This window comes from Mycobacterium sp. (genome assembly GCF_035633495.1).
Taxonomy (GTDB): Bacteria; Actinomycetota; Actinomycetes; order Mycobacteriales; family Mycobacteriaceae; genus Mycobacterium.
Genome location: NZ_DASQEU010000177.1, coordinates 1 through 13,983 on the forward strand (window position 1 = coordinate 1; position 13,983 = coordinate 13,983).

At 65.5% G+C, this 13,983-nt stretch carries 15 protein-coding genes and 2 pseudogenes; 9 read left to right on the top strand and 8 right to left on the bottom strand.

Annotated features, from left to right (window positions below; all coding sequences use genetic code 11):
* The 4 genes from VET27_RS25485 to VET27_RS25500 form a co-directional block, all read right to left on the bottom strand.
* A partial coding sequence (locus VET27_RS25485) for a DDE-type integrase/transposase/recombinase (protein WP_526522672.1) occupies nucleotides 1–479 on the bottom strand: 479 nt, incomplete at its 3' end.
* Between the two features lie 146 nt (nucleotides 480–625).
* Nucleotides 626–907, bottom strand: coding sequence for a transposase (locus tag VET27_RS25490; RefSeq protein ID WP_526522674.1), 282 nt, complete (start codon nucleotides 905–907; stop codon nucleotides 626–628).
* Between the two features lie 62 nt (nucleotides 908–969).
* Nucleotides 970–1,299 (bottom strand): hypothetical protein, encoded by a 330-nt coding sequence (locus tag VET27_RS25495; protein ID WP_526522676.1) that lies wholly within the window; start codon nucleotides 1,297–1,299, stop codon nucleotides 970–972.
* Between the two features lie 180 nt (nucleotides 1,300–1,479).
* Nucleotides 1,480–1,830 carry a DoxX family protein gene (locus VET27_RS25500; protein WP_526522677.1) on the bottom strand — a complete coding sequence of 117 codons (351 nt, stop codon included), beginning with the start codon at nucleotides 1,828–1,830 and terminating at the stop codon, nucleotides 1,480–1,482.
* Between the two features lie 64 nt (nucleotides 1,831–1,894).
* Between VET27_RS25500 and VET27_RS25505 the strand changes: the two genes are divergently transcribed.
* The gene (locus VET27_RS25505) at nucleotides 1,895–2,266 is read left to right on the top strand and encodes a DoxX family protein (RefSeq protein ID WP_526522679.1); all 372 of its coding nucleotides are present in this window, start codon (nucleotides 1,895–1,897) and stop codon (nucleotides 2,264–2,266) included.
* 30 nt (nucleotides 2,267–2,296) lie between these two features.
* Here VET27_RS25505 and VET27_RS25510 read toward each other — a convergent pair whose 3' ends face one another.
* Complete coding sequence (locus tag VET27_RS25510; RefSeq protein ID WP_526522681.1) at nucleotides 2,297–2,524, bottom strand: hypothetical protein; 228 nt, start codon at nucleotides 2,522–2,524, stop codon at nucleotides 2,297–2,299.
* Between the two features lie 117 nt (nucleotides 2,525–2,641).
* Here VET27_RS25510 and VET27_RS25515 point away from each other — a divergent pair, with 117 nt between their 5' ends.
* The gene (locus tag VET27_RS25515; RefSeq protein WP_526522696.1) at nucleotides 2,642–2,887 is read left to right on the top strand and encodes a ferritin-like domain-containing protein; all 246 of its coding nucleotides are present in this window, start codon (nucleotides 2,642–2,644) and stop codon (nucleotides 2,885–2,887) included.
* A complete protein-coding gene (locus VET27_RS25520; protein WP_526522683.1) occupies nucleotides 2,884–3,048 on the top strand; it encodes a ferritin family protein in 165 nt (54 codons plus the stop codon). The genes VET27_RS25515 and VET27_RS25520 overlap by 4 nt, the downstream gene beginning before the upstream one ends.
* Nucleotides 3,049–3,280: 232 nt before the next feature.
* Here the strand turns inward: VET27_RS25520 and VET27_RS25525 are convergent.
* The 3 genes and pseudogenes from VET27_RS25525 to VET27_RS25535 all read right to left on the bottom strand — a co-directional run.
* Nucleotides 3,281–4,258 (bottom strand): annotated as a pseudogene (locus VET27_RS25525) (transposase); the annotation flags it as partial.
* On the bottom strand, nucleotides 4,258–4,971 hold the full coding sequence (locus VET27_RS25530; protein WP_526522685.1) for a type III PLP-dependent enzyme domain-containing protein: 714 nt from the start codon (nucleotides 4,969–4,971) through the stop codon (nucleotides 4,258–4,260). The pseudogene VET27_RS25525 and the gene VET27_RS25530, both read right to left, overlap by 1 nt.
* Before the next feature lie 162 nt (nucleotides 4,972–5,133).
* Nucleotides 5,134–5,432: pseudogene (locus VET27_RS25535) on the bottom strand (potassium-transporting ATPase subunit KdpA).
* A gap of 352 nt (nucleotides 5,433–5,784) precedes the next feature.
* Here VET27_RS25535 and kdpF point away from each other — a divergent pair.
* From kdpF to VET27_RS25565, 6 genes are read left to right on the top strand one after another with little or no spacing between them, the layout of a single operon-like run.
* Entirely contained in the window at nucleotides 5,785–5,874 is a 90-nt protein-coding gene (gene kdpF, locus VET27_RS25540) for a K(+)-transporting ATPase subunit F (RefSeq protein WP_526522687.1), read from the top strand.
* Complete coding sequence (kdpA, locus tag VET27_RS25545; RefSeq protein ID WP_526522689.1) at nucleotides 5,874–7,544, top strand: potassium-transporting ATPase subunit KdpA; 1,671 nt, start codon at nucleotides 5,874–5,876, stop codon at nucleotides 7,542–7,544. The genes kdpF and kdpA overlap by 1 nt, the downstream gene beginning before the upstream one ends.
* Nucleotide 7,545: 1 nt before the next feature.
* Complete coding sequence (gene kdpB / locus VET27_RS25550) at nucleotides 7,546–9,693, top strand: potassium-transporting ATPase subunit KdpB (RefSeq protein WP_526522691.1); 2,148 nt, start codon at nucleotides 7,546–7,548, stop codon at nucleotides 9,691–9,693.
* Nucleotides 9,694–9,695: 2 nt separating this feature from the next.
* Nucleotides 9,696–10,628 (top strand): potassium-transporting ATPase subunit C, encoded by a 933-nt coding sequence (locus tag VET27_RS25555; protein WP_526522693.1) that lies wholly within the window; start codon nucleotides 9,696–9,698, stop codon nucleotides 10,626–10,628.
* Nucleotides 10,625–13,180 carry a DUF4118 domain-containing protein gene (locus VET27_RS25560; protein ID WP_526522698.1) on the top strand — a complete coding sequence of 852 codons (2,556 nt, stop codon included), beginning with the start codon at nucleotides 10,625–10,627 and terminating at the stop codon, nucleotides 13,178–13,180. The genes VET27_RS25555 and VET27_RS25560 overlap by 4 nt, the downstream gene beginning before the upstream one ends.
* Nucleotides 13,180–13,866: a response regulator transcription factor gene (locus tag VET27_RS25565; protein WP_526522694.1), complete on the top strand. Its 687-nt coding sequence runs from the start codon at nucleotides 13,180–13,182 to the stop codon at nucleotides 13,864–13,866. Before VET27_RS25560 ends, VET27_RS25565 begins: the two co-directional genes overlap by 1 nt.
* Nucleotides 13,867–13,983 lie beyond the last annotated feature (117 nt).

The window sequence follows — 13,983 nt, forward strand, 5'->3', positions numbered from 1 at the left end:
ATGTAGGACATTCCGACCTTCCCTTTGCAGAACCGTTGCAGCGCTTGGGAAATGAACTCCGGACCGTTGTCCATCCGCATCACCCGCGGTGGGCTGCCGGCCGCGGCGAACACCGTTTCGAGCTCGGGGACGACGCGTTCGGCGGTGATCGAGCGTTCCACCAGATTCAACAGCGACTCCCGAGTGTGTTCGTCGATCATCGACGCGATCTTGATGGCCTTGCCGTCGATGGTGGAGTCGAACTGGAAATCGATCGCCCACACCACCTTCGGCGCATCGGCCGCGATCGGCGGGATCGAGGACACCCCGGCCCGCTTGCGCGGGCTGCGCACCCGGACCTGCAGGCCCTCCTCGCGCCACAGCCGGTGGACCTTCTTCTTGTTGACCTCACGGCCCTCCTCGTAGCGCAGCGTCGCCCAGGCCCGCCGGAACCCGTGACAGGGATGTTTGATGGCGTACGTGCGCAGCCAGGCCCGCAATTGTGCGTCGGGATCATCAGGCGTCTGCGCCTGCGGGAGGCACCGATAAGTGGATCGAGCGAGCCCAACTACTGTGCACGCCAACCGTTCCGACAAGCTCAACGCGGTCGTGAGCATGTCGACGGCCCGCCGCTTGGCAGCTGGGCTCAGAATTTTCCCCGCGCCACCTCCCGCAGCGCGTCCTTCTCCAGCTCAGCTTCAGCCAACAATCGCTTGAGACGGCCGTTCTGCTCGCGCAGCTCCTTGAGCTCCTTGGCGGCGTCGGTGTCCATCCCGCCGTAGGTGCGGCGCCAGTTGTGCAGCGTGGCCGCCGACACTTGCAGCTCGGCAGCGATCTCCTCACCGGTCTTGCCCTCGGCAGCCAACTCGTCCGCGCGGCGGCGTTTCCGCACGATGTCCTCCGCCGAATGCCGCTTCCGACCAGCCATGTGTTCATCGTCCCTTCCGGCCCGACATCGGGCCACGAGACTCTAAAACAAGCTGGACTCGTTCACGGGGAACACGCTGCCGTCGGCGGAACGGTTACCGGGGCACAGTAGTGGGGGCTCGTGGTGGGGCGCTTGGTCCAGTACCAGGCGACGCCAGCGGATGTTGGGGGCCGCGTCGCGGGTCGCGTAGCAGTTGGCCAGCTTCGTGAGGTAACCGTCCTTGATCGCCTGTTCCGCGCCGGCTTGATCACGGCCGGCAGATGGTGGTGGAGCAGGGGACACAGATCATTTACCGCGAACTCCACGACTGCCTTGGCATACTCAGGGGTCGTCCCGGGTATCCGCCGGTAGACAATGTTCGTGTCTTTTTCGAGTGTGTTGCCGCTGGCCATCTCGCCGCACACAGGTGTTCGCCTTCGATACTGGCGTTTGTTGTCATGCCCTCGTCTCAAGAAATTTCGATAGATCGACTATGACTCGCACCACGTACGTCGAGACGTTCCTGACCGCTGTCGTCAACTGGGATCTCGCGACCGAGAACTTCGGGTGATGTACGCGGAACGAAAACCGGCCTACGAGGCAAATCCGATCGCGTAGACGAAAATGTACAGATTCACGAGCGACACGACGAAGGCGGGCAGAGCGTCCGCCAATGAATCTCCAGCTCGATAGCGGACGGCGACTCCCAGGAACATGAGCAGGGTCAAGCCACCCGAAGCGGCGACGACGAGTTGCGGAATGAAGTAGCCGAGTATGAGCCCTACTGAACCGAGCACCTCGAGGCTCCCGGTGAGTTTCCGGAACCGAATCATCCCAAAGCGCTCGAACTCCTTCACCATCGCGTTGGAGACGAGGACACTCAAGCCGTAGTAGAGAAACAACAGAATCGACAGAGCTTTGAGTGCTTGGTAGAGCGCGTCCATGATGTCGTGAGTCCGATCAACTATCATTCATCGTCGCAGCGCAACTCGGCAGTGAAGGCAAAAGATGTCATCTTTCGCGGTTTCAACCATTCTCCAAGTCATCGTTGGAATCGGGCTCCTTAACGTTTGGCTGGTGCGGGCGCGGGCGTCGACCGCATTTCGTGGAGGTTCGGCGCAGTCGCTCAGAGAAGAGTTTGCCGCGTACGGTCTGCCCGATTGGTCCTTTTATGCGGTCGGCGTCTTGAAGATCGGGTCGGCGGTATTGCTGATCGTCGGCATCTGGGTTCCGGAGCTCATCCGACCGGCGGCAGTGACCGTTGCAGTATTGATGATCGGGGCTCTGGCGATGCATGCGAAGGTCAAGGACAAGTTGACCAAGTTCTTGCCTGCGTTTCTGCTGCTGGTGATGGCCGTCGCGATTGTTCTGCTGCAGTGAACATCGGCCCTGCGAAGCGTACACCGCGGCTCACCAATGGCCGGTCGACATCCGGCCGAGATCGGCATAGCGGGACATGCCCACGACGTTCGGCACCATCAGCTGGCGCGGCCAGACGCCGGTGAGAAGCGCGAGATTACCGAGCACCACGAGCCGTGCCGAGCCACGCTGCTCGACGGCCCTCACGCAGGACGCAATGCACTCGGCCTTCCCGCTACGCGGCTGCTTGCCTGAATCGGCAATGCCGGCTCCAGTCATCGATGTTCCATTCCAGAAGGACCGGGTATCGGAAGGGACGACAACCATGGCTGATCTGACCATCGACATCGGCATCGACGAGGCCGACCGCGACGCCATCACCGAGGGGCTTCCCGACTGCTCGCCGACAGCTACACCCTCTATCTCAAGACGCACAACTACCACTGGAACATCACCGGGCCGATGTTGCAGACCCTGCACCTGAGGTTCGAGACGCAATACAACGAGCTCGCCCTCGCCGTCGACCAGATCGCCGAACGCATCCGTGGCCCTTGGAGCACCCGCACCCGCCAGCTACCGCGAGTTCTCGCGCCTGTCGTCGGTGCCCGAAGACGACGACCGCCCCCAACGACACCGAGATGATCAGCCGCTTGGTCGCTGGCCAGGAGACCGTTGCGCGTACGGCGCGCTCGGTCTTCCCGATCGTCGAGAAAGCACACGACGAACCTACCGCCGACCTGCTCACCCAACGACTCCAGATCCACGAGAAGACGGCCTGGATACTCCGAAGCCTCGTCGCCTGAGGCCCGACGTTGGTGCGGGTGGTGGTGATCGGAGCTGAGATGGCGGGGCTCAGGGGTCGATTGGGTGGTAGCCGGGTTCCGGATAAAGCCTTGGCTAATCCTCGATCCACCGACGAGCACTGATCAGGCGATAGATGTTGATTGATCTTGATCGACCGGGGTGTGGGCGCGCGTGGGCCGCTGGTCTACCCAGCTTTTCCTGTCGGTCTGTGTTCGGGCCTTTCGGCGGCGGTCAGGCTGTGACGCAGTGCGGCGGCGGATGGGGTTCGATGACGTTGCGCCACAACTCCAGCCAGGCATCGGTCCAGGGCCAGTGGCTGGGTAAGTGCAGGACGGATCGTCGTTGAGGGCGGGTCAGGCGTGCAGCGATGTTGAGGATCTTGCGGCGCAGTGTCGCCGCGCGGGCGGCGCGGTGAGGGCCACCAGCGAGCACTCCCGTGGCGCGTAGCAGGGCCTGCGCACAGCACCCAGGCCGAGTTGGCGATAAAGCGTCCCGACGGTATGTGGGCCAGCGGGCCGTCGATCAAGTCGGCGAAGGTGGTTTCGATGATGGCCAAAGCGGGTGGGAGGTTTCGGCGACCTCGGCATCAGAGATCCACACCCCGGTGTCGGGATCTTGGACCGCGCCGGGGTAGCGAACCGGGATCCAGGCGTCGGCGGGGATCGCGTCGATGGCCTTCTGAATGGCGGTGTTCTTGGTCAGCACCAGCGAGAACTGGGCGCCGCCGCGCCGGGCGGCACCGATTACCGCGCGGGTGCCATACGCGCTGTCTCCCCGCACCAGGATCTGGCCTGTGACCCCGGCGGCCCGCGCGGTGACGATCGCCTGGGCGACCATCCGCCCAGCTCCCTTGCCGGAGCTGGCCCGCCCCGCGCGTAGCCGCATCCCGGCGATCACCGGGGCGGATCGATCGGTGCTGATAGTGGTCGCCAGCGGGGACAGGCCCTTGCGTAGTACCTGCTTGCCGGCGATCATGGCGTGCCCGTAGGAGGCCCCTTGTTTCGCGTGTCCGTACACCTTGCGCAGCAGTGAGTCGATGTCGACGAACGCGCGGACGTCGGCGCCCGGGAGCAGATCGACGAGGGCACACAGGGCAGCGAGCTGCGCCGACAGCACCGACTCCAGTTGACGCCCATGCCCGAAGGTGAACTCCCGCAACAGCGTTCCGATCGTCGGGGGCGCATACACGCCGCCGAACAGAGTCTTCACTAATGAGGAGTCAGGGCCACTGCGGGCCGCGGAAACGACCAGCGGGCACAGCCGTCGTCGATCGCTTCCTCGATCACGGCTACGATCGCCTCGGGTGCCAGTCCCAACGGGCCGGTCAGGCTGAGGCGACTCGTGATGATTCCCCGGTCCTGACGAATTCGCGCCATCTCGTCGATCGTTGCATGGATCGCCGCGGAGTAACGATGGGGCGCCGTCAGCTGCGGGTCCATGCGGCAGTGCAGCCCCACGAGATCGAGTCGATCAGAAGCACATACCGCCGCGATCGCCGCGTGGACGTGAGCGGTCCCGACATCGATGAGAACTTGCTGACACCGTCGGGCGTAGTGCTCCAGCACGGGAAGTTGCTCGCAGGAGTCGACGACGAACTGGCGAACGGAGGCCTCGACCGCGCACCGGATCGGGCCCCACTGACCGCGATCGCCGTGCATGACGAGCCGCGCGGGTCTGATGCCTACCGAAATGACCAGCGCCAGTTCACTACTGGTGTATGCCGCCACCGTGACACCGTGCCTGCGTACCCACCGTGCCGTCTCTGCCGCCTGTAAGTTCTCCGCCGGGCAGACGATCGCAATTCCTGGCATCGCCCCGCGGTACCTGGCGTACGACCGCTGCGTATCCGATTCGTCGTCGGTGGGCATGTGCGCGACGACGTGCAGCCGTGAGGCGAGGCGTCCGCGGGCAGGACGAACCACGTCACGCAGAGCCCCGGACCGATCCTGGCGGGGCCGCAATTCGAAGGCTGACGGCATGACCCACGATGGCGCCGATTCGATGACTCCGACGGCTTCCTATCGCACTGTTGACGTCGCCGAGCGATAATTTGACGACATCTTGACGGCCCCCGGCGCGCAGACCTAGCCGAGTCCGTCGGCAAGGGGTCCCAGAGCCAGTGCCGGAAAGTACTCCAGGCCAACCATGATCAGCGTGACGGCGACGACTAGGCCGACGAACATCGGACTGTGGGTGCTCAGGGAGCCTGCGGTGACCACACCCGCCGCTGCGCGGCGAAGCTACCGGCAAGCGCGAGCACCACGATGATCGGCACGTAGCGGCCGACCAGCATCGCGATCGACAGCACGACGTCGATCCACGGAGTATTGCCGGTGAATCCGCTGAACGCGCTGCCGTTCTCGTATTGGTGCGGATGTTGCACCAAGCTACGAAGCCACGGGCGGTCGGCCTACGGGAGTTACGGTTTCCCTATGTCTCAACCGGTTTCACTGACGTCATCTTGATACGCGTAAAGAGACCGCAACCTGCCTCCTAGCACTGCTTTTGTGTCCGCCATCACCGCATCCGCAAGGACCGCGTAAATGAAGACCGTGCGGGCGTCAAGAAACCGTCAAGGCCGATGGATTCCGTAAGGGCTGGGCGTTTACTTCGGAGTCGGCCCATCTATCGGGGCCTAACCGAAATGGAGACGAGATGTCCGTGGTGGTGTACGTCGTGCTGACGGTGGCAATATTCGCCGTGCTCGGCCTGGTGCAGAAGTTGGTCGAGCGACTGTGAGCTTTGAAAACACCGTCGGTCTGGTTTTGGCAATCGGCCTCGCGGTGTTCCTCGCGGCCGCACTGCTCTTCCCGGAAAGGTTCTAGTGAGCACCATCGCCGCGGGGATCACCTTCCTCGCCCTTCTCATCGTGGCGTTGGCAGCCGTCCACGTGCCCTTTGGGGACTACATGTACCGGGTATACAACTCCGACAAGGATTCTCGCGTCGAGAGGGTGATCTACCGGCTGATTGGCGCCAATCCCAAGTCGGAGCAGACCTGGGGCGCCTACGCCCGCAGCGTGCTTGCATTCTCGGGTATCAGCATCCTGTTCCTGTTCATCTTCCAACTCGTCCAGGGCAAACTGCCGCTGCACCTGAACGACCCGGCCACGCAGATGACTCCGGCCTTGGCCTGGAACACCGCGATCAGCTTCGTCACCAACACCAACTGGCAGGCTTACTCGGGCGAGAGCACTCAGGGCCACCTCGTCCAGATGGCCGGCCTTACGGTGCAGAACTTCGTCTCTGCCGCGGTCGGGATGGCCGTCGCCGTCGCGCTGGTCCGGGGGTTCGCGCGCCGCCGCACCACCGATCTGGGCAACTTCTGGGTTGACCTGGTACGCGGCGTCATTCGGATCCTGCTGCCCATCGCGTTCGTTGCGGCGCTCATCCTCGTCGTCGGCGGGGTGATCCAGAACTTCCACCTGCACGACCAGATCGTGACCACTCTCAACGGCGCCCAGCAGACCATCACCGGTGGTCCGGTCGCCAGCCAGGAGGTCATCAAGGAACTGGGTACCAACGGTGGAGGCTTCTACAACGCCAACTCCTCGCACCCCTTCGAGAACCCGACCACGTGGACGAACTGGATCGAGATCTTCCTGATCCTGGTCATCAGCTTCTCGCTGCCGCGCACGTTCGGCCGGATGGTGAACAGCAAGAAGCAGGGCTACGCGATCGTCGCCGTCATGGGCACGATCGCCCTGATCAGCGTCACGCTGATGAGCTTCTTCCAACTGCAGGCCCACGGCACCAACCCCACCGCGATCGGCGCCGCCACCGAGGGCGTCGAGCAGCGGTTCGGCGTCTTCAACTCGGCGGTCTTCGCCGACGCGACGACGCTCACCTCGACCGGCGCGGTGAACTCGTTTCACGACTCCTACACAAGTCTCGGCGGCATGATGGCGCTATTCAACATGCAGCTCGGGGAGGTCGCGCCGGGCGGCACCGGGTCGGGGCTGTACGGCATGCTCATCCTCGCGGTGATCACCGTGTTCATCGCTGGGCTCATGGTCGGCCGGACGCCGGAGTACCTCGGCAAGAAGATCACCCCCCGCGAAATCAAGCTGGCCGCAAGCTATTTCCTGGTCACCCCGCTGCTCGTCCTCGTCGGAACGGCAACCGCCATGGCGCTGCCGGGCCAGCGGGCGGGGATGCTCAACACCGGCCCACACGGCCTGTCGGAGGTGCTGTACGCGTTCACCTCCGCCGCGAACAACAACGGCTCGGCCTTCGCCGGACTCAGCGTCAACACCGAGTGGTACAACACCGCACTCGGGCTGGCAATGGTGCTCGGTCGCTTCCTGCCGATGATTCTGGTTCTTGCGCTGGCGGGTTCACTTGCCAGACAGGGCACCACACCGGAGTCGATCGGCACGTTGCCCACCCACCGACCGCAGTTCGTCGGCATGGTCGTCGGCGTCACCGTCATCCTCGTTGCCCTCACCTTCCTCCCCGCGCTCGCGCTCGGGCCTCTCGCTGAAGGAATCCACTGACATGTCGGTAACCACCGGTGCGGCGGCCACCAGCCGTCACGAAACAAAACCCAAGGGCACCATCAAGGGTGGCCTGCTCGACCCCAAGATGTTGCTGAAGGCGACACCCGACGCGCTGCGCAAGCTCGACCCCCGCACGCTGTGGCGCAACCCGGTGATGTTCATCGTCGAGATCGGCGCGGTGTGGAGCACCGTTCTGGCCGTGCGGGAACCGACCTGGTTCTCCTGGCTGATCGTGTTCTGGCTGTGGGCGACGGTCGTCTTCGCCAACCTCGCGGAAGCGGTCGCCGAGGGCCGCGGCAAGGCGCAGGCCGAGAGCCTGCGCCGGGCCAAGTCCGACGCCATGGCCCGCCGCCTCACCGGGTGGTCACCCGGCGGCAGCGGCACCGAAGAGGAGGTCGCCGCACCGCTGCTGCAACAGGGCGACATCGTCGTCGTCGAAGCCGGCCAGTCCATTCCCGGCGATGGTGACGTCGTGGAAGGCATTGCCTCGGTTGATGAATCGGCGATCACCGGCGAGTCGGCCCCGGTCATCCGCGAATCCGGCGGCGACCGGTCCGCGGTCACGGGTGGCACGACGGTGCTGTCGGACCGCATCGTCGTCAAGATCACGCAGAAGCCGGGTGAAAGCTTCATCGACCGCATGATCGCCCTGGTCGAGGGCGCCAACCGGCAGAAGACGCCCAACGAGATCGCGCTGAACATCCTGCTGGCCGCACTGACCATCATCTTCGTCTTCGCGGTCGCCACCCTGCAGCCGCTGGCCATCTTCTCCAAGGCCAACAACCCCGGCGTGCCCGACTCGCAGGCACTCGACGGCAACGGCGTCACCGGAATCGTCATGGTGGCCCTGCTGGTCTGCCTCATCCCGACGACGATCGGCGCGCTGCTGTCCGCCATCGGCATCGCGGGCATGGACCGGCTGGTGCAGCGCAACGTGCTCGCCATGTCGGGGCGCGCCGTCGAGGCGGCGGGCGACGTGAACACCCTGCTGCTGGACAAGACCGGCACGATCACGCTCGGCAATCGCCAAGCGGGCGCGTTCCTTCAACTGCCCGGCATCACTCCCGAACAGTTCGCCGACGCCGCTCAGCTCTCCAGCCTGGCCGACGAGACCCCCGAGGGCCGCTCCATCGTCGTCTTCGCCAAGGAGCGGTTCGGCCTGCGGGCACGTACGCCAGGAGAGTTGAACAACGCCAACTGGATCGAGTTCACGGCCACCACCCGCATGTCGGGCGTCGACCTCGAAGACGGCCACCAACTGCGCAAGGGTGCTGCCGCCTCGGTGGCCGACTGGGTGCGCGGCAACGGTGGCACCGTGCCGCCGGAACTCGGCGGCATCGTCGACGAAGTGTCCGCCAGCGGCGGTACCCCACTGGTGGTCGGCGAGGTGCGCGACGGCGCGGCCCGAGCGCTCGGCGTCATCCACCTCAAGGACGTCGTCAAGGAGGGCATGCGCGAGCGGTTCGACGAGATGCGCAGGATGGGCATCCGCACCGTGATGATCACCGGCGACAACCCGTTGACGGCCAGGGCCATTGCCGACGAAGCCGGCGTCGACGACTTCCTCGCCGAGGCCACTCCCGAGGACAAGCTGGCGCTGATCAAGAGCGAGCAGGAGGGCGGCAAGCTCGTCGCCATGACCGGCGACGGCACCAACGACGCACCCGCGCTGGCGCAGGCCGACGTCGGCGTCGCGATGAACACCGGTACGTCGGCGGCCAAGGAAGCCGGCAACATGGTCGACCTCGACTCCGACCCGACGAAGCTCATCGAGATCGTCGAGATCGGTAAGCAGCTCCTCATCACACGCGGAGCCCTGACGACGTTCTCGATCGCCAACGACATCGCCAAGTACTTCGCGATCATCCCGGCGATGTTCGTCGCCCTGTTCCCCGGCCTGGACCTGTTGAACGTGATGCGGCTGCACAGTCCGACCTCGGCGATCCTGTCGGCGGTCATCTTCAACGCCATCATCATCATCGCGCTCATCCCGCTGTCGCTGCGCGGTGTGCGCTACACGCCGAGCAGCGCGTCGAAGCTGTTGAGCCGCAACCTCTACATCTACGGCCTCGGCGGCATCATCGCCCCGTTCATAGGGATCAAGCTCATCGATCTCGTCGTCCAACTTCTTCCTGGGATGTCCTGAACATGAATATTTCCAACCTCATTCGCCAACACTGGGCCGCTCTTCGTGCGCTGCTGGTGCTGACGGCGATCACCGGCATCGCCTACCCACTGCTGGTCTTGGCGGTGGCTCAACTGCCCGGTCTCAACCACCGGGCAGAGGGCTCGATCATCACCGTCGGCGGGAAGCCGGTGGGCAGCTCGCTGATCGGGCAGTCGTTCACCGACTCCGACGGCAACCCGTTGAAGCAGTACTTCCAGAGCCGGCCGTCGGCCGCCGGGGATGGCTACGACCCGTTGTCCACCAGCGCCAGCAACCTCGGGCCGGAGGACATCGTCGACACTCCTTCCGATCCCGCCCAGGTGGCAGCGGGCACCGATCCGGCAGACGCCGGATACAAGGCCAGCCTGCTGACACTGGTGTGCTCACGCAGCGTGGCAATCGCGCAATTCGAGGGCATGGGAGATGGAGCCGGGGCGCGGCCGTTCTGCACCGGCGACGGAGTCGGCGCGGTGCTGTCGGTGATGGGCCCGCGCGACGCGCGCGGCAACGTCGTGCAACCCACCAGGGTCGTCAGCGTGAACCAGCCCTGCTCGACCACCGCGGCCCCGTTCCTCGCCACCTACGAGGGCGTCAAGGTGGAATGCGCCAAGTACGGCGAGGACTACGCGGCAGGCCAGATCGTGCCCATCCGCGGTGCGGCGCCCGCCAGCCCGGCAGTGCCCGCAGATGCCGTGACCGCCAGCGGCAGCGGCCTGGACCCCAACATCTCCCCCGCCTACGCCGACATCCAGGTCGCCCGCATCGCCAAGACTCGCGGTATCAGCGCCGACGAGGTGCGTAACCTCCTCGCGGACAACACCTATGGGCGTGACCTCGGCTTCATGGGCGAGCCCAGGGTGAACGTGCTGGAACTCAACCTCGCGCTCGACCAGAAGTATCCTGTAAGGAGCTGAGCGGGCAGGTGGATGATGAGAACGTGAGCGCCGCGCAACAGGGTCCCAAGCGTGGGGAACTGCGCATCTATCTGGGTGCGGCGCCCGGTGTCGGCAAGACCTTCGCGATGCTCGGCGAAGCTCACCGTCGGGTGGAGCGGGGCACCGATCTGGTCGCCGCGGTCGTGGAGACCCACGGCCGCAAGAAGACCGCGGAGCTGTTGGACGGCATCGAGGTCGTTCCGCCGCGGTACGTCGAGTACCGCGGCGGGCGCTTCGCCGAACTCGACGTGCCCGCGGTGCTGACCCGTCACCCCGAGGTGGTGCTCGTCGACGAGCTCGCTCACACCAACACCCCGGGCAGCAGAAACGCGAAACGCTGGCAGGACGTCGAGGAGTTGCTCGCTGCGGGCATCTCCGTGATCTCCACCGTCAACGTCCAACACCTGGAGAGCCTCAACGACGTGGTCGCTCAGATCACCGGGATCGAACAGCAGGAGACCGTGCCCGACTCGGTGGTGCGCGGCGCGGCACAGATCGAACTCGTCGACATCACCCCGGAGGCGTTGCAGCGCAGGCTCTCTCACGGCAACGTGTATTCGCCCGAACGCATCGACGCCGCATTGAGCAATTACTTCCGGCGCGGAAACCTGACCGCGCTGCGCGAGCTTGCGCTGCTGTGGCTCGCCGACCAGGTCGACGCCGCACTGGCCAAGTACCGCGCCGAGAACAAGATCACCGCCACCTGGGAGGCGCGCGAACGGGTCGTCGTCGCGGTAACCGGCGGTCCCGAATCGGAGACGCTGGTGCGACGCGCGTCGCGGATCGCCTCCAAGTCGAGCGCCGAACTTATGGTCGTGCACGTCGTTCGGGGCGACGGTCTGGCCGGGGTCTCCGCCCCGCAGATGGGCAAGGTGCGCGAACTCGCCACCAGCCTCGGGGCCACCGTGCACACCGTCGTCGGCGACGACGTGCCCGCCGCCCTGCTGGACTTCGCTCGCGAGATCAATGCGACGCAGCTGGTTCTCGGAACGTCACGGCGTTCACGCTGGGCCCGCATCTTCGAGGAGGGCATCGGCGCGGCCACGGTGCAGCACTCCGGCAAGATCGACGTTCACATGGTCACCCACCACGAGACCACATCGGGCTCGGCGTTGGCGTCGCTCACGCCGCGACAGCGCCACCTCACCTCCTGGCTGGCCGCGGGCATCGTTCCGTCCGCCACCTGCGCCGTGACGGTGGCCTTCCTCCAGCAGTTTCTCGGCATCGGCGGCGAGAGCGCTCTCTTCTTCGTCGGCGTGCTGGTCGTCGCGCTGCTGGGCGGCGTCGCCCCGGCCGCGCTGTCCGCCTTGCTATCCGGTCTCCTGCTGAACTACTTCCTGGTCGAGCCGAAGTACACCTTCACGATCGCCGAACCCGACAGTGCGGTGACCATCGTGGTGCTGCTCGCCGTCGCGGTGGCGGTCGCGGCATTGGTCGACGGCGCGGCGAACCGTTCGCGCGAAGCCCGGCGGGCGTCGCAGGAGGCCGAACTGCTCGCGTTGTTCGCCGGCTCCGTACTGCGCGGCGCCGATCTGACGACGCTGCTGGAAAGGGTCAGGGAGACATACTCGCAGCGCTCGGTCAGCATGCTGCGCGAAGGCCCCAGTGGCGCCACGATCGTGGCTTTCGTCGGCGACGATCCGTGCGTCGACGTCGATTCCGCAGACACCGCCGTCGAAGTCGGCGACGACGAGTTCTGGATGCTGATGACCGGCAAGGCGCTTACCGCCCGGGACCGCAGGGTGCTCGGCGCCGTCGCGAATCAGGCTGCGGGGCTGATCAGACAACGCCAGCTGATCGAGGACGCCGGTCAGGCGGAGGCCATCGCGAAGGCCGACGAACTACGCCGTTCGCTTCTCTCGGCCGTCAGCCACGACTTGCGCACGCCGCTGGCGGCCGCGAAGGCATCGGTGTCCAGCCTGCGCAGTGACGACATCGACTTCTCCGACGAGGACACCGCCGAACTGCTCGCCACGGTCGAAGAATCCATCGATCAGCTGACGGCACTCGTCGGCAACCTCCTGGACTCGTCGAGGCTGGCCGCCGGAGTCGTGAAGCCGGAGCTGCGGCGAGTGTACCTCGAAGAGGTCGTCCAGAGGGCGCTGCTCGGAATTAGCACGGGGGCAATTGGATTCGGCAAATCTGGGGTCGACCGGGTCAAGGTCGAAGTCGGCGACGCAGTGGCCATGGCCGACATCGGCCTGCTGGAACGAGTACTGGTGAACCTCATCGACAATTCGTTGCGCTACGCGGCCGACGGTCCGGTGCGCGTGAACGCGGCACGGGTGGGGGACCGGGTGGTGATTGCCGTCGTCGACGAGGGCAAGGGCGTCGCACGCGGCGCCGAGGAGCAGATGTTTGCACCATTCCAGCGAATGGGAGACCACGACAACAGTAGTGGCGTCGGCCTCGGCCTTTCGGTGGCTCGCGGGTTCGTCGAGGCCATGGGCGGCACCATTGCCGCCACGGACACACCGGGGGGCGGGCTGACGCTCGTGGTCGATCTCGCCGCGCCACGGGACGACCAGTGATGACCAAGACTCGGGTGCTGGTGATCGACGACGAGCCGCAGATCCTGCGCGCCCTTCGCATCAACCTGACCGTCCGCGGATACGACGTGGACACCGCGGCCACGGGCGCGCATGCCCTACGGGCCGCCGCCGAGCACAAGCCCGACGTGGTCGTCCTCGATCTGGGTCTGCCCGACATGTCCGGCATCGAGGTACTCCAAGGCCTGAGGGGTTGGCTCACCGCGCCCGTCATCGTGTTGTCGGCGCGTACCGACTCCTCGGACAAGGTCGAGGCGCTTGACGCCGGCGCCGACGACTACGTCACGAAGCCGTTCGGAATGGACGAGTTCCTCGCCCGGTTGCGGGCCGCGGTGCGCCGCGGCACCGCTGCCTCGGAGACGGACCAGCCGGTGATCGAAACGTCCTCCTTCACCGTCGATCTGGCGGCGAAGAAGGTCACGAAGAACGGCGCCGAAGTTCATCTGACCCCCACCGAGTGGGGCATGCTCGAAATGCTGGTGCGCAACCGAGGAAAGCTGGTCGGACGCGAGGAGTTACTCAAGGAGGTGTGGGGGCAGGCGTACGCCAAGGAGACCCACTACCTACGGGTGTACCTCGCACAGTTGCGGCGCAAGCTCGAAGTGGATCCCAGCCATCCCAAGCATCTGCTGACCGAGGCCGGGATGGGCTACCGCTTTCAGGAGTAGCGCCTACTCCCCCGCCATCAATTGCCGTGCCACCCGGTTGAGCGGTTCGTACAGATCGAGCACCGCGCGGGGGTCCTCCTCGAGCGCATTCGTCACGAGTGTCGAGATCGCCGCGAC